This is a genomic window from Pseudomonas sp. P4_C8 (assembly GCF_056401975.1).
The window spans coordinates 1-19,430 of sequence record NZ_JBFUIH010000006.1 but is presented as its reverse complement, the minus strand read 5'-3'; the positions used below and the strand labels follow the sequence as shown (position 1 = coordinate 19,430).

The window sequence follows — 19,430 nt, the reverse complement described above, 5'->3', positions numbered from 1 at the left end:
CCGGGCTGGCCGCGGCCCTTGGCGGCGACGTTGCAGCTGTTTCAATGATTGGGGCTAGTGGCGCATAACAGGGGTGGGGATTACCAGTTCTTTTTGTGTTCATGACGGATTAATCACTTGTGACCAACCTCTAAAACAAGCACCAGTGGTTTGTCAGTTATCGGGTGCTGCCTTAATCGCTGCCTGGATGACGAGCGCCAGGCTATCCCAACTGCTTATATAGGCATCAAGGTAGGGGTGACGAGGAACAAGGCCTGTTTCAATTGCCTTGATCATTGCTGCCTTGATCATTTCATGGGTCACTGATCCGGCCATGATTTACAGTCCTTTAAATGTTATTTGGTCCAGCGCGTCGACACCGTCCTGTAACAATAAATAGGCTGGAAGTATCAGCCGGAAAAAGTCAGCGTCATTAGTATGCTTAAGGGTTACGGACGTCAGTGTCTCTAAAAGGCTGGTGGCAGCGCGTATTCTGAAACAAGCATCTTCAAATAACAGATGAGGTGCAGCATGCGTGTCTATATAGAAAGTTGGATTGTTTGATGCGTTGGCTTTAAGCGGTTGATAGCGATTCACAGACGAACTCCTTGAGCGCGCTTGGGTTTGGAAGGCGCGAGTACTTTTTACTGATGATGGTGCGAAGGCATTGCTTAAGGGCTGAACCATCGCAGATGCGCAATGGTTCAGAGTTCATTCGGAATTTACGCGACCTGTACTTTAGCTGGGCGGCGATCCGCACATACAGGACTCATTGGTGGAAGAGGAGCTGTCACCGCAGGCCAGGCCCTCAAGTCGAGATCCAGATCACTGAATTTGCTTGAGTCAAAAATGGGCGTTTTGTTGCCATCGCGACGTTGTTCGTCGTAGTCGCCCAGAATTCGCATGCAGACTTTGAATAGCAATGTCATCGCTATCAGGTTGACTAGGGCCAGCAGTGTCATGGTGATGTCGGCAAACGCAAGCACCGTTGAGAGGTCTTCAACCGAACCCCAAAAGACCAGCGTCAATACTAATGCGCGGTACGCAATTAATGATTTACGAGGGGCAGCAATGATAAACCGTAAGCTGTTCTCTCCCAGGTAGTAGTTGTAGAGCATTGCCGTGAACACAAACAGTGCAAGTACCACGCTGATAAACATCCGGCCCCAATCACCTACCACCGCAGCCAGCGAGTTTTGTGCCAACGCAATGCCGTCGCCTTCGAAACCGGGGGCATAAAAACCGGAAAGCAAAATGATCAGCGCAGTACACGTGCAAATAACGATGGTATCGATGAAGACACTGAAYGCCTGCACCACGCCTTGTGCCACCGGATGGGCAATCTTTGCCGTGGATGCGACGTTAGGCGCACTGCCTAGTCCTGCTTCATTGGAGAACACACCGCGCCTCACCCCCATAATGATTGCGCTGCCGACGAGCCCGCCAAACGCCTGATCCAGTCCGAAAGCGCTTTTGACAATACTGATCAGCACGCCGGGGACCTGGTCAATTTGCAACACGATGACGTAAAGCGTCACGCCGATGTAGGCGATAACTTTAAGGGGAACCAATAGATCGGCTACAGCCGCGATTCGCTTTATACCGCCCACGAACACGATGCCCAGCCACAACGACAGCGTGAATCCGGACCATGTCGTCGATAAACCAAAGGCATTGTTGAGAGAGTGCGATACGGCATGAGACTCAAGGCCATTGATGGCAAACCCGAAGGTCACCAACAGCAGGAGCGCAGCAATCGTACCGAGCCAGCGTTTGCCCAGGCCATGCTGGATGTACCAGGATGGGCCCCCTCGATATTGACCGTTTGCATCGCAACGCTTGTAGAGTTGGCCCAGTGAGCATTCGAAAAAGCTGCTCGACATCCCCAACAGAGCGGTCATCCACATCCAGAACACTGCACCGGGTCCGCCCATGCTCAAGGCAATGCCGACGCCCACGATATTGCCGGTTCCGACCCGTCCGGCCAGGCTGAGCGTCAATGCCTGCAATGAACTCAAGTGGTTATTGCCGGTGTGCGAACTGCCACGTAAAACAGAAATCATGTGTACGAAGTATCGAAACTGTACAAATCGCGAGCGGATGGTGAAGTAGGTTCCAAGTCCAAGAACCAAAGGTATCAAAACCTTTCCAGAGAGAAAGTCATTGATGACGTCAAGCATTCAAAGCTCCTTGCTGTTTTAAGAGTGCTGGCGAATCGAGGGTGTACAAGATCCTGAAATCCTTCAGGTCCCGTAATATCAAGTCATCTATCAATTTGCGCAATTTCGCAAGTTGCTTAAATGTGATGCGAGTTGCTGCTATGGTTGTGCCTCCTGACGCTGTTGTGATGGGTTGATATGCACAATTTTCTACCTGCTAACCTAAGACTGTTATGCAGTCACTACCGATCGGTCTCTGAGGTCTGTAGGAAACTTCGGATTAATCGTGGCCAATTTAATAAATACCTATGTGGAAGTAGCGTCCCCACGGCTTTTAACCTAAAGAGGATTTGTGATTTTTTTGGAGTGGAAGAATTAGAAATATTTTTGCCGACAGATCAATTCGTCATTCTTATTGGTGTTAAAACGAGACGAATTAGTCCTGCCAACGAGATGACGGCACCGCAGCGGATGCTTGATCACCTTCGTCAACAGTCTTCGTCGCAGCTCAGAGCTCACACGGGCTACTACTACGAGTACTACCATGCAATGACAGAGCCAGGTTCCATTCTGTGTTCCCTGGTGCATATACACGAGGAGGGGGAGCATTTCGTATACGAACGAAATGAACGCCTGAAGATAGCTGGGACGGATGGGGAATTTGAGCGGTATCGATATGTGGGGGTTGCCTACTACCTACAGGATCGCTTGTTTCTCATCGATTACGAATCGCTGACGTCCAACGAGATTAGCCAAACCATTCTTATCCCGAGCTTCAAAAGCTGCATTACTCGACTTAATGGCTTGAAAATGGGCGTTTCCGCTGCGGACTATCGTACTCCTGCCTGTTCGAGGGTTGTTTGGGAGTATCTCGGGCCGGAGATCAATCGAATAAATGCATATCGCAGGTTGCGACTGTACAACATCGATGATCCCGCCATTGATGATGATCTGCGCGGGCGCCTCGCTCAAACCAAAGTCGTTGATGGCCTCTTTGTTATTGCGTGACGCCATGAAGAGCCTGATAAACCGTGTTGCCGGTTTTGGGGCTGCTGCGCAGCCGAGCGGGAGCAGGCTCCCTCGCCACAGGGACTGAGCGCGCTCCTAAATTTGTGACATGTCCGGGCTATCAATCTGCTCCAGCATCCACTTCACAAAATCGCGTACTTTGGGCACTTCTGCCGAATGCTCGGGATACGCCAGGTAATAAGCATCCGTGCTGGGCATCGCGTGTTTCCACGGTATGACCAGTTTGCCGTCAGCCAATTCCTCTTCCACCAGAAACTTCGGCAACAGGGCTACACCGCAGCCAACCTGAGCGGCGCGGATGCACATGTAGAAGGTTTCAAAGCGCGGGCCGTGGTAGCTGTGTTCGGTGTGGTAGCCCTGGCTGTCGAACCAGTCGTGCCAGGCCTGGGGGCGGGAGGCGTTTTGCAGCAGGACAAGGTCGGTGAGTTGCGTAGGGTCGGTGAATGGCTTGTCCGGCAGGCTGCCCGGTGCGCAGACCGGCACCAGCTCTTCGCTGAACAGTTTCAGGCATTCGGTGCCCGGCCGTGAACCCTGGCCGAAGTAGAACGCCAGATCGCTGCGACCTTGCAGTAAATCGTCGGCTTCCTGCTCGCTGCACAGGTCCAGATGGATCGACGGATGGCGTAGGCGCCAGCCTTTCAGGCGGGGCACCAGCCAGCGCGCGCCGAAAGTCGGCGGGGTCGAGACGCGCAAGACTTCAGTCTCGCCGCCGTAGGAACGCAGGTAATGGGTCGACATTTCGACCTGGGTGAGGATTTTTCGTACTTCTACCAGGTACAAATCACCGGCCGGGGTCATTTGCAGGCGTCGGCGCACGCGGCGGAACAACAAGTGCTGCAACAATTCTTCAAGTTGCGCGACCTGTTTACTGACGGCGCTCTGGGTCAGGTTCAGCTCTTCGGCGGCCCGGGTGAAGCTCAAATGCCGGGTCACGGCCTCGAAACACTGCAGTGCTGTGATCGACGGCAGGTAGCGTTTATTCAGCATGGGTTGTCCTTTTTCTTGTTTCTTTCTTACCAGCAATTCGCAGCATGAATAAACGGAATGATATCTCTCTTAAAGGTCGTTTGTTGGGTAACCTCCGGGGAGCTAAAACTACAGGTCTGATCAGCCGTGATATTGCGGCTGCACGTTTTCTGTTTTTTGCTTGAGGAGTGACCCATGGTTGCCGCATTGCTTGATCGTCTTGGTGTAAACCCGGCCCTGTACCAGAACGGCAAAGTGCCGGTGCATTCGCCGATTGATGGCAGCCAGATCGCTGCCGTGAACTGGGAAGGCGCTGCTGAAGTCGAGCAGCACATCAGTCGTGCCGATCATGCGTTCGAACTGTGGCGCAAAGTCCCGGCGCCGCGTCGTGGCGAACTGGTGCGCCAACTGGGCGACATTCTGCGTGAATACAAGGCCGACCTCGGCGAACTGGTGTCTTGGGAAGCTGGCAAGATTACTCAGGAAGGCCTGGGCGAAGTTCAGGAAATGATCGACATCTGCGATTTCGCCGTCGGCTTGTCCCGTCAATTGTACGGCTTGACCATCGCTTCCGAGCGTCCTGGCCACCACATGCGCGAAACCTGGCACCCGCTGGGTGTCGTCGGCGTCATCAGTGCGTTCAACTTCCCGGTCGCAGTCTGGGCCTGGAACACCACGCTGGCGCTGGTGTGCGGTAACCCGGTGATCTGGAAGCCGTCGGAGAAAACCCCACTGACTGCGTTGGCCTGCCAGGCGCTGTTCGATCGCGTCCTGAAAAACTTCAGCGATGCACCGCCACACCTGAGCCAAGTGATCATCGGCGGCCGCGATGCCGGCGAAGCACTGGTCGATGATCCGCGTGTCGCGCTGATCAGCGCCACCGGCAGCACCCGCATGGGCCGCGAAGTGGCGCCGAAAATCGCCGCGCGTTTCGCCCGTAGCATTCTGGAATTGGGCGGTAACAACGCGATGATCCTCGGCCCAAGCGCCGACCTGGACATGGCCGTTCGCGCCATCCTGTTCAGCGCCGTCGGCACCGCCGGTCAGCGTTGCACCACGCTGCGTCGTCTGATCGCGCACGAATCGGTGAAGGAAGAGATCGTCACCCGCCTGAAAGCCGCCTATTCCAAAGTGCGCATCGGCCATCCGCTGGAAGGCAATCTGATCGGCCCGCTGATCGACAAACAAAGTTTCGAAAACATGCAGGACGCGCTGGAGCAGGCCTTGAGCGAAGGCGGCCGTGTATTCGGCGGCAAGCGCCAACTGGAAGACAAGTTCCCTAACGCTTACTACGTCGCCCCGGCCATTGTTGAAATGCCGGAGCAGAGCGACGTGGTGTGCCACGAAACCTTCGCACCGATTCTGTACGTGATCGGTTACAAGGATTTCGACGAAGCCCTGCGCCTGAACAACGCCGTGCCACAAGGCCTGTCGTCCTGCATCTTCACCACCGATGTGCGTGAAGCCGAGCAATTCATGTCGGCGGTAGGCAGCGACTGCGGCATCGCCAACGTCAACATCGGCCCGAGCGGCGCAGAAATCGGTGGCGCGTTTGGTGGCGAGAAAGAAACCGGCGGTGGTCGTGAATCGGGCTCCGATGCGTGGCGCGGGTACATGCGTCGCCAGACCAACACCGTGAACTACTCGCTGGAGCTGCCGTTGGCTCAGGGCATCACATTCGACTGATGGTCCCCTTCGCTGGCAACCCAGCTCCTACAGGGCATTGCAAACTTCTGTAGGAGCTGGCTTGCCAGCGAAGCTCTTGTTGTTTGTTAGGTTTCTGTTGGAGTCTGGCAATGCCGTTACGCGAAGAGTGTCTGTGGGAAAAACTGACGCCGCAAAGGCCCGACAACGCGGCGCTCAAGGGTGAAGTGACAGTCGATGTCTGCGTCATCGGCGCCGGTTTCACCGGTTTGTCGGCGGCGGTGCATCTGCTGGAGCAGGGCAAAAGTGTTTGTGTACTGGAGGCTCATCGCGCCGGCCATGGTGGTTCGGGGCGCAATGTCGGCCTGGTCAACGCCGGCATGTGGATACCACCGGACGACATCGAAGCCGGATTCGGCGAAGCGGTGGGCAGCCAACTCAATCGCATGCTCGGCGCGGCACCGTCCCTGGTGTTCAGCCTTGTGGACAAGTACAACATCGATTGCCAGTTACGCCGTGAAGGCACGCTGCACATGGCGCACAACGCCCGTGGCGAAGCGGATTTGCGCAGTCGTGAAGAACAATGGAAACGTCGCGGAGCGCCGGTCGAGCTACTGACCGGGCAAGCCTGCGAGCAGGCGACGGGCACTAAAAAAATCGCCGCCGCCTTGCTCGATAGACGTGCCGGCACCCTCAATCCAATGGCCTATACCACCGGGCTGGCCAACGCGGCCATCGGCCTGGGCGGCCAACTGTTCGATCATTCTCCGGTCTCCCGGCTCGAACGTCAGGGTCAACGCTGGTCGGTGCAAACCGCTCAGGGTTCGGTCATGGCCGAGAAAGTCGTGATCGCCTCCAACGCTTACACCGAAGGCGACTGGACGGAACTGCGGCGCAACTTCTTCCCCGGTTACTACTATCAAGTCGCTTCGGTGCCGCTGACCGAAGACGCCGCGCAACAGATTCTTCCCGGTGGCCAGGGTTCCTGGGACACCCGCCAGGTGCTCAGCAGCATTCGACGCGACAAGGACGGGCGTCTGTTGCTCGGCAGTCTCGGTAATGGCAACCAGAAGCCGGCCTGGTTCCTGAAAGCTTGGGCCGATCGCGTTCAGCAGCATTATTTTCCCTACCTTAAACCGGTGGAATGGGAATGCACCTGGACCGGTCGCATCGCCTTCACACCTGACCATTTGATGCGTCTGTTCGAGCCCGCGCCCGGTTTAGTGGCCGTTACCGGTTACAACGGTCGTGGTGTGACGACGGGTACGGTAGTCGGCAAAGCCTTTGCCGATTATTTGTGTAACGGAAATCCTCAAGCGCTGCCGATTCCGTTCGCACCGATGCAGCCCCTGGCGGGAGTAGGGTTGCGCAGTTGTCTTTATGAGGCTGGATTCTCGCTGTATCACGCAGGCCAGTGCTTGCGGATCGTTATTTGATTGTTGAATTTTGTTGCTGGAAGCGGCGTTTTTCGGCGCAGCGTCTAGCCTGTCATGGTGCGGGTTGTAGCAGTCCCGCACCAGCAGTGTGCACTTCGGTGACGAACGGTGTTACAGGCTGGTTGCACGTCGTTTGACGCCGCGGTTGCAATGATGGCGCATGCGGGTTGCGCCTTTAAAAATAAAAGGTTTTACCTTCCGCGGTTTAGACGGTTGCACGCCCAATGAAAATGGGATCGAAACAGTCGAAAAAACAATAAGGCAGCGACTTTTTTCAGAATAAAAAACCGATGGCACGGCCCTTGCTCTGAGCATTCAGAGAAATCGCAGTGCCAACTAAAAAAAAACCTTGGAGCACCACCTCATGTCCCAGACGTTTTACAAGAAAGGCTTTCTGGCCCTCGCAGTGGCAGCTGCGTTGGGTGTTTCTGCGTTTGCACAGGCTGATGTGAAAATCGGTGTGGCGGGTCCGATGACAGGTGCCAACGCGGCATTTGGCGAGCAGTACATGAAGGGTGCACAGGCTGCAGCCGACGCGGTCAACGCGTCGGGCGGCGTAAACGGGGAAAAAATCGTACTGGTCAAGGGCGATGACGCCTGCGAACCGAAACAGGCTGTGACGGTCGCCAAGGACCTGACCAACCAGAAAGTCGCTGGCGTGGTCGGTCACTTCTGCTCCTCGTCGACCATCCCGGCCTCCGAGATCTACGACGAAGCAGGCATTATCGCAATCACCCCGGGTTCCACCAACCCGGCCGTTACCGAGCGCGGCCTGAGCGCCATGTTCCGTATGTGCGGGCGTGACGATCAACAAGGCATCGTGGCCGGCGACTACATCGTCGACGTGCTCAAGGGCAAGAAGGTTGTCGTGCTGCACGACAAGGATACCTACGGCCAAGGCCTGGCAGATGCCACCAAGGCTCAACTGGTCAAGCGCGGCGTAACACCAGTGCTGTATGAAGGCCTGACCCGTGGCGAAAAAGACTTCAGTACCATCGTGACCAAAATCCGCGGCGCTGGCGCCGATGTCGTCTACTTCGGTGGCCTGCACCCGGAAGCCGGTCCTCTGGTTCGTCAACTGCGTGAACAAGGTCTGAAAGACGTCAAATTCATGTCCGATGACGGCATCGTGACCGACGAATTGGTGACCACCGCTGGCGGTCCACAATTCGTCGACGGCGTGTTGATGACTTTCGGCGCCGACCCTCGCCTGTTGCCAGACAGCAAGGCAGTGGTAGACGCATTCCGCAAGGCCGGTACCGAGCCTGAAGGCTACACCCTGTACGCCTACGCTTCGGTCCAGGCCCTGGCTGCAGCCTTCAATGGCGCCAAGTCCAACAAGGGCGAAGAAGCGGCTGCATGGCTGAAGAAAAACCCGGTCAAAACCGTCATGGGCGAGAAGACCTGGGACGGCAAGGGCGACCTGAAAGTCTCCGACTACGTGGTTTACCAGTGGGACAAGGACGGCAAATACCACCAGCTGGAAAAACAGAAGTAAGGGCTGACTCGATCGGCTGACCCCACTGATCCCTTGTGGGAGCGGGCTTGCCCGCGAAGGCGCCAGTTCGGCCGACATCAATGTTGGCTGATACACCGCCTTCGCTGGCAAGCCAGCTCCTACAGGGAGGGGCGGTGGTGGCTTGTCTGATCGTGTCTGATCGCTCCGACGTACATCTGTATTTTTCTAGAAGAACCGCACACCCACAGGTGTGCAGGTTCTCATTGCGTGAGATTGCGTTATGGATGGTATTTTCCTGCAGCAACTGGTCAACGGCCTGACCCTCGGGTCGGTCTATGGCCTGATCGCCATCGGCTACACAATGGTCTATGGCATCATCGGCATGATCAACTTCGCCCACGGCGAGGTTTACATGATTTCTGCTTACCTGGCGGCAATCAGTCTGGCTCTGCTGGCTTACTTCGGTATCGAATCCTTCCCGCTGCTGATGCTCGGCACACTGATCTTCACCATCGTCGTCACGGCGGTGTATGGCTGGGTCATCGAGCGTGTCGCCTACAAACCCCTGCGTAACTCCACCCGACTGGCTCCGCTGATCAGTGCCATCGGTATTTCGCTGATCCTGCAAAACTATGCACAGATCGCCCAAGGCGCGAAGCAACAGGGTGTTCCCACCTTGCTGACGGGTGCCTGGCGCGTCGAATTCGGTACGGGTTTTGTGCAGTTGACCTACACCAAGGTCTTCATTCTGGTTGCAGCGTTTGCCGGGATGGCCCTGCTGACCTACATCATCAAGTACACCAAGCTCGGCCGTATGTGCCGCGCCACCCAGCAAGACCGCAAGATGGCTTCGATACTGGGGATCAACACCGATCGGGTGATTTCCTACGTGTTCATCATCGGCGCAGCGATGGCGGCCCTGGCCGGCGTGCTGATCACCATGAACTACGGCACATTCGACTTCTATGCCGGCTTCATCATCGGTATCAAGGCGTTCACCGCTGCTGTACTCGGCGGGATCGGTTCGCTACCGGGTGCCATGCTCGGCGGGATCATTCTCGGGATTTCCGAGTCGCTGTTTTCCGGTCTGGTCAACTCTGACTACAAAGACGTTTTCAGCTTCTCGTTGCTGGTTCTCGTACTGGTCTTTCGGCCTCAAGGCCTGCTCGGCCGTCCTCTTGTGTCGAAGGTGTAAGCGATGTCTTCAACCACTAAAAAAACCATTGATATCAAAAAAAGTCTGGTTGATGCGATTCTTGCCGGCCTCATTGCCCTGATCGTGTTCGGGCCGATAGTCGGTGTCGTACTCGATGGCTACGGTTTCAACCTGGAAACGACCCGGGTGGCCTGGATTGTCGCTATCGTCATGACCGGTCGTTTTGCCCTGAGCCTGTTCCTGCAAACCTCCAGGGGCCTGAAAATCCTCGAAGGATTTGAAACCACCGGCTCCGGGGTTCATGTACTGCCGCCCGATTATAAATCCCGTTTGCGCTGGATCATCCCGCTGATGATCGTCATTGCCGTGGTGTTTCCGTTTTTCTCCAACTCCTACCTGTTGGGCGTGGTCATCCTTGGGTTGATCTATGTACTGCTGGGTTTGGGGCTGAACATCGTGGTCGGCTTGGCCGGCCTGCTCGACCTGGGTTACGTGGCGTTTTACGCCATCGGTGCCTATGGCCTGGCGCTCGGTTACCAGTACCTCGGCCTGGGCTTCTGGACGGTGTTGCCGCTGGCGGCAATAACCGCTGGGCTTGCCGGCTGCATCCTCGGTTTCCCGGTGTTGCGTCTGCACGGTGACTACCTGGCGATCGTGACCCTGGGTTTCGGTGAAATCATCCGCTTGATCCTCACCAACTGGCTGTCGTTTACCGGTGGTCCGAACGGCATGGCGGCCCCGCTGCCAACGTTTTTCGGTCTGGAATTCGGCAAACGGGCGAAAGACGGTGGTGTACCGTTCCACGAGTTCTTCGGCATCGCCTACAACCCGGACGTGAAGTACTACTTCATTTATGCGGTGTTGTTCCTGGTTGTGCTGGCCGTGTTGTACATCAAGCACCGCTTGACCCGTATGCCCGTAGGCCGTGCCTGGGAAGCCTTGCGTGAAGACGAAATCGCCTGCCGCTCCATGGGCCTGAACCACGTGCTGGTGAAGCTCTCGGCGTTCACCATCGGTGCATCGACGGCCGGTCTGGCTGGCGTGTTCTTTGCCACCTACCAGGGCTTCGTCAACCCGACTTCGTTTACCTTCTTCGAATCGGCCCTGATCCTCGCCATCGTGGTACTCGGCGGCATGGGCTCGACCATCGGCGTGGTGATTGCAGCCTTCGTGCTGACCGTCGCCCCGGAACTGCTGCGTGGCTTCGCGGAATACCGCGTGCTGCTGTTCGGCATCCTGATGGTATTGATGATGATCTGGCGACCGCGCGGCCTGATTCGGATCAGCCGTACCGGTGTGACCCCGCGTAAAGGAGTAGCGCCATGAGCGAAGTCGTACTCTCGGTCGAGAAGCTGATGATGCACTTCGGCGGCATCAAGGCGTTGAACGATGTCAGCCTGAAAGTCCACCGCAATTCGATCTTCGCCCTGATCGGCCCCAACGGCGCCGGTAAAACCACCGTGTTCAACTGCCTGACCGGGTTCTATAAAGCCTCGGGCGGCAAGATCGAACTCAACATCCGTGGGCAACAGACCAACGTCATCAAATTGCTGGGCGAACCGTTCAAACCGACCGATTTCGTTTCGCCGAAATCCTTCGCCAGTCGGCTGTTCTACAAGGCATTCGGCGGCACCCACCTGGTGAACCGTGCCGGCCTGGCGCGGACCTTCCAGAACATTCGCCTGTTCAAGGAAATGTCGGTGCTGGAAAACCTGCTGGTGGCCCAGCATATGTGGGTCAACCGCAGCATGCTGGCGGGCATCCTCAATACCAAGGGCTACCGCAAGGCTGAAAGCGATGCGCTGGACCACGCCTTCTACTGGCTGGAAGTGGTGGACCTGGTGGATTGCGCCAACCGCCTGGCCGGTGAACTGTCCTACGGCCAACAGCGCCGTCTGGAAATTGCCCGGGCCATGTGCACCCGTCCGCAGATCATCTGCCTCGACGAACCGGCCGCCGGCCTCAACCCTCAGGAAACCGAAGCGCTGAGCGCGATGATCCGGCTGCTGCGTGACGAGCACGATCTGACCGTGGTGCTGATCGAACACGACATGGGCATGGTAATGAGTATTTCCGACCACATCGTGGTGCTGGACCACGGCATCGTCATTGCCGAGGGCGGCCCCGAGGCGATCCGCCACGACCCGAAAGTGATTGCGGCCTATCTGGGCGCCGATGAAGAGGAAGTGGTGTTATGAGTCAACCGATCCTCGAACTCAAGGAACTGGACGTGTTTTACGGGCCGATCCAGGCCCTGAAGAAAGTCTCGTTGCACATCAATGAAGGTGAAACGGTCAGCCTGATCGGCTCCAACGGCGCCGGCAAGTCGACCTTGCTGATGTCGATCTTCGGCCAGCCGCGCGCAGCTGACGGGCAGATCATCTATCAGGGTGTGGACATTACGCACAAGTCATCGCACTACATCGCGTCCAACGGCATTGCGCAATCGCCGGAAGGCCGGCGAGTGTTCCCCGACATGACCGTCGAGGAAAACCTGCTGATGGGCACCATCCCTATTGGTGACAAGTACGCCAAGGAAGACATGCAACGCATGTTCGAGTTGTTCCCGCGACTTGAAGAGCGGCGCAACCAGCGGGCGATGACCATGTCTGGCGGCGAACAGCAAATGCTCGCCATCGCGCGCGCGCTGATGAGCCGGCCCAAGCTGTTGTTGCTTGACGAGCCAAGCCTGGGGTTAGCGCCGATTGTGGTGAAACAGATCTTCGCGACACTGCGGGAGTTGGCCAAGACCGGCATGACGATCTTCCTGGTGGAGCAGAATGCCAACCACGCCCTCAGGTTGTCGGACCGGGCGTACGTGATGGTCAACGGCGAGATACGCCTCACGGGCACCGGCAAGGAGCTGTTGGTGAACGAAGAGGTGCGTAACGCTTATCTCGGCGGTCATTGAGTCTGCGTTGTTATGCACAAGCCCCGGCGCGCAATCGCCGGGGCTTTTTTGTGTTGGAAAGAGAAGTGTTGGTTGAATTTTAAGTGTTCAGGCGCGGGCCCGCGCAAATCTGATATTAAACGGTGAAACTATAAGTTGGCTCTAAGCTAGTGCAGAAAAATCAATCTTGATTACAAGCGCTATTTGGTTGTTTTTTGCGCTATTGTCATATGCTAAAAATAGACATTGACATCGTGTGAAAGCGTCTATACTCATCCGGCGTGTCGCTTGTAATGCCGCTAAAATTAAGTTCTTGTTTTTAGCGCAAATCAATACACGATATTGCCTCTTATATGCAGAGGTATAATCAAAGTCTGTGGAGATGCTTAAAATGACTCATAAAGCCTTTTGCAAAATGGCCCTGGCTAGCTTGATTCTCTCATCTGTCAGCGGTGTTTATGCCGCGTCGACTAGTACCGATGATATGACGTGTAAGGAGTTCCTTGTAACGCCCCCTCCAGCTCAGGCCCCAGTCTTGCTTTGGGTTTCAGTCGACGAGAATATTAATTCAAATGGGGGTTCTTTCACTAAAGAAAAAGTTAAAGCAGAGGTTCTTCCAGAGTTTGTAAAACTTTGCCAGAAGAACCCCGAGAAAAAAGTATCTGGTTTCTCAGAGGAACTGAAGAAGTTATTCTGAATAATGTAATCACGAACTAGTGGCGCTTGTCGGTATTTTAATGCCGGCGAGCGTTTTGCCGTTTTGTGAGTCCGATTAGTTTGACCGGCAGAGTTGGTTGAACCATTTCCCGGGTCTGATTCTCAAGAACCGATTGCTGGCCGGCGAATATCTCCCACAAGGTGTGCACACCGTCCCGGGTGTAAGTAGGACGGCGGATGTCATGATCGATTCCCAATTCATCCCCATTCCTTGCGGGAGCCGGCTCACTCCCACAGGGCGAGTCGTGTGCTTTCTTGAAATTGTGGAAAACAATATTCACAAGCTCTCAAAGCGCGACATAAAGCCGCTGTAAATTGTTGTTTTGTCACTGTTTTGACTTGTCCCCGTTTGCTGTGGAACTGGCTGTGAATAACGTGGGAGTAGCTGGCTGTACGCCTTTAAATACGTGGCTTGCAGCGGCGTGGTTGTTTTTTGATCAGTCGTTTTTGCGAGGCTGGAGGACGGCGTTGTCAACCTTTTTATTGGCGATTAAAGCAGGGTGAAACGGGCAGTAGCGGCCTGTGGATAAGTCTGTGGTTAAACTCTGGAAAGACTCGGCTAAGGGCCGTCGTTACTGGCTTGGCGCCATCGCTGGTTTGCGGGGTCAATCGTGCAAAATGCCCTGGGCTACACAGTGAGCCTGCGAGGGTCAAGCGAAAAACTTTCTAAACTCCCCGCAAAGCCTTGTACACAGCGGCCTCCAGCATTTCCACTTGCCCCCGGAAACTGTGGACCGACCTGTGGATAACGTGCGTGTACATGGCTGCAAGCCACGGGGCGTATGGTGCTAACAGCGTTGGTTGTTTTTTGCACAGCTTTGCGGTGGTTGCCGCTGTGAGCAGGGCCGGGCATGCTGCCAGCTGACTTTCAATTCCAAGGGCTGCCCGTCAGCCGAAGCAAGGAGAACACGATGTCCAACACCCTGTTTATTACCGGCGCGACCTCCGGTTTTGGTGAAGCCTGTGCCCGCCGTTTTGCCGAGGCTGGCTGGAAACTGGTGCTGACAGGCCGTCGTGAAGAGCGCCTTACTGCCCTGTGCGCCGAGTTGTCGAAGCAGACCGAGGTGCATGGCCTGGTGCTCGACGTGCGTGATCGCAAAGCCATGGAGGAAGCGATTGCCAACCTGCCACCGTCCTTCTCGAAGCTGCGCGGGCTGATCAACAACGCCGGCCTGGCACTCGGCGTGGATCCTGCGCCGAAGTGCGATCTCGACGATTGGGACACCATGGTCGACACCAACATCAAAGGCTTGATGTACAGCACCCGTTTGTTGCTGCCGCGCCTGATTGCCCATGGCCGTGGCGCCGGCATCGTTAACCTCGGTTCTATCGCCGGCAACTATCCGTATCCGGGCAGCCACGTGTATGGCGCGAGCAAGGCATTCGTTAAACAGTTTTCGCTGAACTTGCGCTGCGACCTGCAAGGCACTGGCGTGCGTGTCAGCAACATCGAGCCGGGCCTGTGTGAGAGCGAGTTCTCGCTGGTGCGTTTCGCCGGTGACCAGGAGCGTTACAACGCGACATACGCGGGGGCCGAGCCGATTCAGCCGCAAGACATCGCCGAGACCATTTTCTGGGTGCTTAACGCGCCGGCGCACATCAACATCAACAGCCTGGAGTTGATGCCGGTGAGTCAGACCTGGGCTGGTTTCTCAATCGAGCGTAATGCCAAGGCTTAAGACCGCGTAACGGCCATCGCGGGCAAGTCGAATCGTCGCACCGCCGGCTCCCACAGGTACAGTGTGATCCCTGTAGGAGCGGCGGTGCGACGATTCGACTTGCCCGCGATAGCAATCTGTCAGTCAGCGCAGATAGTCGACCAACCCGCGATAACAGGTCGCCAAGTGATAAGGCGTGGTCGACGGCATGTCCTTGCGGCTCACTTCGCCTTGTTCATCGCGACACTCATACCAGCCGCCCGCATGCAAAAAGCGCTGTTGCAGCGCCTGCAACTGGCGCTGCACAGAGGCCTCGCTGTTTGGCCGCAAGGTCAGGGCGCGCAGGTATTCAGCCTGTGCCCATATGCGCTGGGTGGCATCCTTTGCAGAGCCATCCAGATCAAGCATCGCCACGACGGCACCGGTGCATGGATCAACGCCCAGTTGCTCGGTGAGCGCAAATGCACGCTCAAGCGAAGCATGCAGTGTGGAATCGCGCAGCAACGGCGAAGACTCCAGCAGGAAATACCACTCGAACTGATGCCCCGGTTCAAACCAGTTATCCACAGCTCCTAGCGGTTTCTCCATCAACACGCTCTGTTGCGGGTCGATGAAGCGCTTCTGCATGGCTGTGCATAACTCAACGAGCGCGCGCTGCACGGCGATGTCTTCGCGCACAGACAGGGTGGCGAGGAAGGCTTCGGCCAAGTGCATCAGGGGATTTTGCAGCGGCCCGGAGTTGAGCGATGACCAGTCACGGTCGAGGCTGGCTTCGTACAGGCCGTCGCCTGTCGCGAAACGCTGAGCGATCACTTCCAGCGCCGCATTAAGGGCCGATTCCACCAGCGGCTCGCGCACCTTGTCCCAGTAATGGGCGCAGGCGAACAGGATGAACGCGTGGGTGTAGAGGTCTTTGCGCTGATCGAGCGGTGCGCCGTGCGGGTCGATGCTGTAGAACCAGCCGCCATGTTCAGCATCGTGGAAATGCTGCTGCAGGGAGCGGAATAGCGCAGCAGCGCGCTCTTCGGCAGCCGGAACCTGGCCAATCAGGCTGGAGAACACATACAGCTGCCGTGCGCAGGCCATGGCCCGGTAGCGTTGAGGGGCCAGCGGTTGATGTTCCGCGTCCAGTGCTTCATAAGGCAGTGCCATGTCGGCATTCCAGCCGGGTCCTTGCCAGAGCGGCACGATCACGTCCTGGAAGTGCTGTTGCACCGAGGCGAACAGGGCGGTCAATTCAGGCAGGGAGGCGGAGCGGGAAACAGGCGGCATTGGCTGGCGTCGTCACGGCAGGGTTGATTGCGCGACATGTTAGCAGGCCTGAGAGGGGCGGTGTCTGTCAGGCCGCTTTCGCGAGCAAGCTCGGCTCCCACAGGAGTACGCATGCCACTGTGGGAGAGAGGCCGGCCGGAGAGATGCGATGTCTGTCAGGCCGCTATCGCGAGCAAGCTCGGCTCCCACAGGAGTACGCATTCCACTGTGGGAGCCGAGCTTGCTCGCGATGAGGCCATCACAGGCGATAAAAAATCAGCCTGCCAACAACCACACGCCAGTCGCCGCCGACGCTGCACCCGCCAGTCGAACCAACGGCGCCGCCGCTTGCGGCAACACCCGCACCACGGCATAACCCAATCCATGCAACGCTGCCGTCGCCGCCACAAACCCGGCCGCATACGCCCAAGGGCTCGAGATGTCCGGCAACTCCAATCCATGCGCCACACCATGGAACAGTGCAAACAACCCCGTCGCCCCCATCGCCACGCTCAACGGCGGACGCACCGCCAGCGCCACCGCCAGGCCCAGCGCCAGCACTGACGCGGCAATCGCGCCTTCCAGCGCCGGCAGATTCAGCCCTTCAAACCCCAGTAACCCGCCCATCAGCATCGTGCCGACGAACGTGCACGGCAGCGCCCAGCGCGCTGCACCTTTTTGCTGTGCCGCCCACAGGCCGACCGCAATCATCGCCAGCAAGTGATCGAGGCCGCCAATCGGGTGGCTGATGCCGGCGATCAAGCCATTGTCGCCATGACCCGGATGGGCGAAGGCGACGGCCGGGGTCAGCAGCAGGGCCACGGCGCTCAGAATGCGTTTCAGTGTCATGGGTAAGCTTCCTTGTTGATAAGTCGTGATCAGGCCGCTGTCAGCAGGCCCTGGCGTTCGATGAAGGCGATGATTTCCTCCAGTCCGAGACCGGTTTTCTGGTTACTGAAGACAAACGGTTTGCCGTTGCGCATGCGTTTGGTGTCGCTGTCCATCATCTCCAGCGACGCCCCCACCAGCGGTGCGAGATCGACTTTGTTGATCACCAGCAAATCGGATTTGCAGATACCGGGCCCGCCCTTGCGCGGCAGTTTGTCGCCGGCCGAAACGTCGATCACGTAGATGGTCAGGTCGGATAATTCCGGGCTGAACGTTGCTGACAGATTGTCGCCACCGGACTCCACCAGAATCAGGTCCAGCCCCGGAAAGCGGCGGTTCAGTTGATCCACGGCTTCGAGGTTGATCGAGGCGTCTTCGCGGATCGCCGTGTGTGGGCAGCCGCCGGTTTCCACACCTATGATGCGCTCGGGCGCCAGGGCCTCGTTGCGCACCAGAAAGTCGGCGTCTTCGCGGGTGTAGATGTCGTTGGTGACAACGGCGAGGTTATAGCGCTCGCGCAGGGCCAGGCACAGGGCCAAGGTCAGAGCGGTTTTACCGGAACCGACCGGGCCGCCGATGCCGACGCGCAGGGGTTGTGTGTTCATGTGGTTCTCCAAATTAAAAGGCCCTAGGAACGGAACAGGCGGCTGTACTGGCGCTCATGGGCCATGCACGCCAGGGACAGGCCAAACGCGGCGCTGCCATAGTGTTCGGGGTTGATTCGGGTGGCGTCCTGCTGGGCTTGTTGCAACAGCGGCAGCAGTTCGCTGGTCAGGCGCTGAGCGGCTTGCTGGCCCAGCGGCAAGGTTTTCATCAGCACCGCCAATTGGTTTTCCAGCCAGCTCCAGAGCCACGCGGCCAACGCATCCTGCGGACTGATCCCCCAAGCCCGAGCGGCCAGCGCCCAGCCGAGGGCCAGGTGCGGTTCGGGGAGTTGTTCGAGGAAGGCGCGGGCGGGCGCATCCAGCTCCGGTAAGCCGTTGAGCAGTTGCTGCAACGAATAGCCCATCTGCCGGCTTTCCTGATGCAGCTCGCGGGTTTCCCGACTGGCCCGGTGTTCCTCGCAACGCTGCAGCAATGTTGGCCAGTTTTCTTCGGCCGCCGCCGTGCAATGGGCGAGCAGCAGCGGCGCCTCGAACCGTGCCAGATTCAGCAGCAGCTGATCGCTGATCCAGCGTCGTGCGCTGTCCGAATCGCACACTCGACCGTTATCCACCGCCATTTCCAGGCCTTGGGAATAGCTGTAGCCGCCAATCGGCAGTTGCGGGCTGGCCAGACGCAGCAGCGCCCAGGCCGGGTTCATAGGCGGACGCCGAACTGATGCAGTTTCGGCGGGTAGTTGAAGTCTTCGTCGCCGTGTCGCGAATGGTGATGGCCGCCACCATAGGCGCCGTGTTCCGGCTGGAAGGGCGCTTCAATGTTTTCGACCTTGGCTTCCAGCTGTTCGAGCATGGCTTTAAGCACGTAATCGTCGAGCAGGCGTAGCCAGCCATCACCGATCTGCAAGGCGACATGACGGTTGCCGAGGTGATACGCGGCACGCGTCAGTTCGAAGGCATTGGCGCAGGTGACATGCAGCAGTTGTTCGGGGCGGGCGCAGACGCGCACGATGCGTCCGTCTTCGGCTTGCAGGCATTCGCCGTCATACAGAGGCGGCTGACCGCGCTCCAAAAACAACCCGACGTCTTCACCTTCGGCACTGAAACAGCGCAAACGGCTTTTACTCCGGGCTTCGAAGGTCAGGAGCAATACGGCGGCCCAGACGGGTTGAGGGTCGATTCTGCGATGAATCACCAGCATCGGAAGGCTTCCAGCAATGGACAATGCTCAGGCTAGAGCAAGGGGCTTGCCAATCGGGCGATACGTAGGAAATACCTTTCGGAGATTGGTGGGGGGTTCGGGCTATTGCAAAATTTTGAATCAAATTGGTGCGTTGAGAGATTTCGCGCACCAATGTAATTGGATGGACTCGCCCACGCCGAGGCGTCAATGCGCCACGGTGGCAGTCTAAGAAGCCAACGGCAGCGAGGGCGAGTCCATGAAAAAGAATACGACGCTTAAACAGTCCCTGTCTTCAACCGATGTGTCGGCCTGTACGACAGTGGCGGTCGATCTTGCCAAGCAGGTCTTTCAGGTCGCAGGCGAAGACGCTCTGGGCCAGGTGCTTTATGAAGAACGCCTCAAATCGCGTGAAGCTT

At 57.3% G+C, this 19,430-nt stretch carries 19 protein-coding genes and 1 pseudogene; 11 read left to right on the top strand and 9 right to left on the bottom strand.

Annotated elements, in window-relative coordinates; translation table 11 throughout:
• Positions 1-153: 153 nt before the first annotated feature.
• The 3 genes from AC1DWM_RS05480 to AC1DWM_RS05470 all read right to left on the bottom strand — a co-directional run bounded on the left by AC1DWM_RS05480 (position 154) and on the right by AC1DWM_RS05470 (position 2,159).
• Positions 154-315, bottom strand: coding sequence for a hypothetical protein (locus tag AC1DWM_RS05480; protein ID WP_223518460.1), 162 nt, complete (start codon positions 313-315; stop codon positions 154-156).
• A gap of 3 nt (positions 316-318) precedes the next feature.
• Positions 319-576 (bottom strand): hypothetical protein, encoded by a 258-nt coding sequence (locus AC1DWM_RS05475; protein WP_223518462.1) that lies wholly within the window; start codon positions 574-576, stop codon positions 319-321.
• Positions 577-701: 125 nt separating this feature from the next.
• Entirely contained in the window at positions 702-2,159 is a 1,458-nt protein-coding gene (locus tag AC1DWM_RS05470) for an alanine/glycine:cation symporter family protein (protein WP_223518463.1), read from the bottom strand.
• Positions 2,160-2,336: 177 nt separating this feature from the next.
• Here AC1DWM_RS05470 and AC1DWM_RS05465 point away from each other — a divergent pair, with 177 nt between their 5' ends.
• The gene (locus AC1DWM_RS05465; protein ID WP_477794766.1) at positions 2,337-3,146 is read left to right on the top strand and encodes a helix-turn-helix domain-containing protein; all 810 of its coding nucleotides are present in this window, start codon (positions 2,337-2,339) and stop codon (positions 3,144-3,146) included.
• A gap of 96 nt (positions 3,147-3,242) precedes the next feature.
• On the opposite strand, the gene AC1DWM_RS05460 is transcribed toward AC1DWM_RS05465, so the two are convergent.
• Positions 3,243-4,154 carry a LysR family transcriptional regulator gene (locus tag AC1DWM_RS05460; RefSeq protein ID WP_223518468.1) on the bottom strand — a complete coding sequence of 304 codons (912 nt, stop codon included), beginning with the start codon at positions 4,152-4,154 and terminating at the stop codon, positions 3,243-3,245.
• 174 nt (positions 4,155-4,328) lie between these two features.
• Between AC1DWM_RS05460 and amaB the strand changes: the two genes are divergently transcribed.
• From amaB to AC1DWM_RS05415, 9 genes are all read left to right on the top strand, one after another.
• Positions 4,329-5,819, top strand: coding sequence for an L-piperidine-6-carboxylate dehydrogenase (gene amaB, locus AC1DWM_RS05455; protein ID WP_310336614.1), 1,491 nt, complete (start codon positions 4,329-4,331; stop codon positions 5,817-5,819).
• 110 nt (positions 5,820-5,929) lie between these two features.
• The gene (gene amaA / locus AC1DWM_RS05450) at positions 5,930-7,213 is read left to right on the top strand and encodes an L-pipecolate oxidase (protein ID WP_223518473.1); all 1,284 of its coding nucleotides are present in this window, start codon (positions 5,930-5,932) and stop codon (positions 7,211-7,213) included.
• A gap of 364 nt (positions 7,214-7,577) precedes the next feature.
• A complete protein-coding gene (locus tag AC1DWM_RS05445) occupies positions 7,578-8,711 on the top strand; it encodes a branched-chain amino acid ABC transporter substrate-binding protein (RefSeq protein WP_223518474.1) in 1,134 nt (377 codons plus the stop codon).
• A gap of 241 nt (positions 8,712-8,952) precedes the next feature.
• Positions 8,953-9,867: an ABC transporter permease subunit gene (locus tag AC1DWM_RS05440; RefSeq protein WP_223518476.1), complete on the top strand. Its 915-nt coding sequence runs from the start codon at positions 8,953-8,955 to the stop codon at positions 9,865-9,867.
• Positions 9,868-9,870: 3 nt separating this feature from the next.
• Entirely contained in the window at positions 9,871-11,154 is a 1,284-nt protein-coding gene (gene livM, locus AC1DWM_RS05435; protein ID WP_223518478.1) for a high-affinity branched-chain amino acid ABC transporter permease LivM, read from the top strand.
• Positions 11,151-12,026, top strand: a complete 876-nt coding sequence (locus AC1DWM_RS05430; protein ID WP_223518479.1) for an ATP-binding cassette domain-containing protein — start codon at positions 11,151-11,153, stop codon at positions 12,024-12,026. The genes livM and AC1DWM_RS05430 overlap by 4 nt, the downstream gene beginning before the upstream one ends.
• Positions 12,023-12,739, top strand: coding sequence for an ABC transporter ATP-binding protein (locus tag AC1DWM_RS05425; RefSeq protein ID WP_223518480.1), 717 nt, complete (start codon positions 12,023-12,025; stop codon positions 12,737-12,739). The genes AC1DWM_RS05430 and AC1DWM_RS05425 overlap by 4 nt, the downstream gene beginning before the upstream one ends.
• A 370-nt stretch (positions 12,740-13,109) precedes the next feature.
• Positions 13,110-13,415, top strand: a complete 306-nt coding sequence (locus AC1DWM_RS05420) for an HdeA/HdeB family chaperone (RefSeq protein ID WP_223518482.1) — start codon at positions 13,110-13,112, stop codon at positions 13,413-13,415.
• A 931-nt stretch (positions 13,416-14,346) separates the two neighbouring features.
• Positions 14,347-15,114 carry an SDR family oxidoreductase gene (locus AC1DWM_RS05415; protein WP_223518484.1) on the top strand — a complete coding sequence of 256 codons (768 nt, stop codon included), beginning with the start codon at positions 14,347-14,349 and terminating at the stop codon, positions 15,112-15,114.
• Between the two features lie 123 nt (positions 15,115-15,237).
• Here AC1DWM_RS05415 and AC1DWM_RS05410 read toward each other — a convergent pair whose 3' ends face one another.
• The 5 genes from AC1DWM_RS05410 to ureE form a co-directional block, all read right to left on the bottom strand.
• Positions 15,238-16,365 carry an AGE family epimerase/isomerase gene (locus tag AC1DWM_RS05410; protein ID WP_223518485.1) on the bottom strand — a complete coding sequence of 376 codons (1,128 nt, stop codon included), beginning with the start codon at positions 16,363-16,365 and terminating at the stop codon, positions 15,238-15,240.
• A gap of 255 nt (positions 16,366-16,620) precedes the next feature.
• Complete coding sequence (locus AC1DWM_RS05405) at positions 16,621-17,193, bottom strand: HupE/UreJ family protein (RefSeq protein ID WP_223518487.1); 573 nt, start codon at positions 17,191-17,193, stop codon at positions 16,621-16,623.
• A 29-nt stretch (positions 17,194-17,222) separates the two neighbouring features.
• A complete protein-coding gene (gene ureG / locus AC1DWM_RS05400) occupies positions 17,223-17,837 on the bottom strand; it encodes an urease accessory protein UreG (RefSeq protein WP_007947546.1) in 615 nt (204 codons plus the stop codon).
• Positions 17,838-17,860: 23 nt separating this feature from the next.
• On the bottom strand, positions 17,861-18,535 hold the full coding sequence (locus tag AC1DWM_RS05395) for an urease accessory protein UreF (protein WP_223518488.1): 675 nt from the start codon (positions 18,533-18,535) through the stop codon (positions 17,861-17,863).
• Positions 18,532-19,032 (bottom strand): urease accessory protein UreE, encoded by a 501-nt coding sequence (ureE, locus tag AC1DWM_RS05390; RefSeq protein ID WP_223518489.1) that lies wholly within the window; start codon positions 19,030-19,032, stop codon positions 18,532-18,534. Before ureE ends, AC1DWM_RS05395 begins: the two co-directional genes overlap by 4 nt.
• A 283-nt stretch (positions 19,033-19,315) precedes the next feature.
• On the opposite strand from ureE, the pseudogene AC1DWM_RS05385 reads away from it, so the two are divergent.
• Positions 19,316-19,430, top strand: a pseudogene (locus tag AC1DWM_RS05385) (IS110 family transposase); the annotation flags it as partial.

Coding starts and splice junctions, on each gene's coding strand:
- AC1DWM_RS05480 (WP_223518460.1), bottom strand. CDS start 315: ATGGCCGGATCAGTGACCCATGAAATGATCAAGGCAGCAATGATCAAG.
- AC1DWM_RS05465 (WP_477794766.1), top strand. CDS start 2,337: ATGCACAATTTTCTACCTGCTAACCTAAGACTGTTATGCAGTCACTAC.
- AC1DWM_RS05460 (WP_223518468.1), bottom strand. CDS start 4,154: ATGCTGAATAAACGCTACCTGCCGTCGATCACAGCACTGCAGTGTTTC.
- amaB (WP_310336614.1), top strand. CDS start 4,329: ATGGTTGCCGCATTGCTTGATCGTCTTGGTGTAAACCCGGCCCTGTAC.
- amaA (WP_223518473.1), top strand. CDS start 5,930: ATGCCGTTACGCGAAGAGTGTCTGTGGGAAAAACTGACGCCGCAAAGG.
- AC1DWM_RS05445 (WP_223518474.1), top strand. CDS start 7,578: ATGTCCCAGACGTTTTACAAGAAAGGCTTTCTGGCCCTCGCAGTGGCA.
- AC1DWM_RS05440 (WP_223518476.1), top strand. CDS start 8,953: ATGGATGGTATTTTCCTGCAGCAACTGGTCAACGGCCTGACCCTCGGG.
- livM (WP_223518478.1), top strand. CDS start 9,871: ATGTCTTCAACCACTAAAAAAACCATTGATATCAAAAAAAGTCTGGTT.
- AC1DWM_RS05430 (WP_223518479.1), top strand. CDS start 11,151: ATGAGCGAAGTCGTACTCTCGGTCGAGAAGCTGATGATGCACTTCGGC.
- AC1DWM_RS05425 (WP_223518480.1), top strand. CDS start 12,023: ATGAGTCAACCGATCCTCGAACTCAAGGAACTGGACGTGTTTTACGGG.
- AC1DWM_RS05420 (WP_223518482.1), top strand. CDS start 13,110: ATGACTCATAAAGCCTTTTGCAAAATGGCCCTGGCTAGCTTGATTCTC.
- AC1DWM_RS05415 (WP_223518484.1), top strand. CDS start 14,347: ATGTCCAACACCCTGTTTATTACCGGCGCGACCTCCGGTTTTGGTGAA.
- AC1DWM_RS05410 (WP_223518485.1), bottom strand. CDS start 16,365: ATGCCGCCTGTTTCCCGCTCCGCCTCCCTGCCTGAATTGACCGCCCTG.
- AC1DWM_RS05405 (WP_223518487.1), bottom strand. CDS start 17,193: ATGACACTGAAACGCATTCTGAGCGCCGTGGCCCTGCTGCTGACCCCG.
- ureG (WP_007947546.1), bottom strand. CDS start 17,837: ATGAACACACAACCCCTGCGCGTCGGCATCGGCGGCCCGGTCGGTTCC.
- AC1DWM_RS05395 (WP_223518488.1), bottom strand. CDS start 18,535: ATGAACCCGGCCTGGGCGCTGCTGCGTCTGGCCAGCCCGCAACTGCCG.
- ureE (WP_223518489.1), bottom strand. CDS start 19,032: ATGCTGGTGATTCATCGCAGAATCGACCCTCAACCCGTCTGGGCCGCC.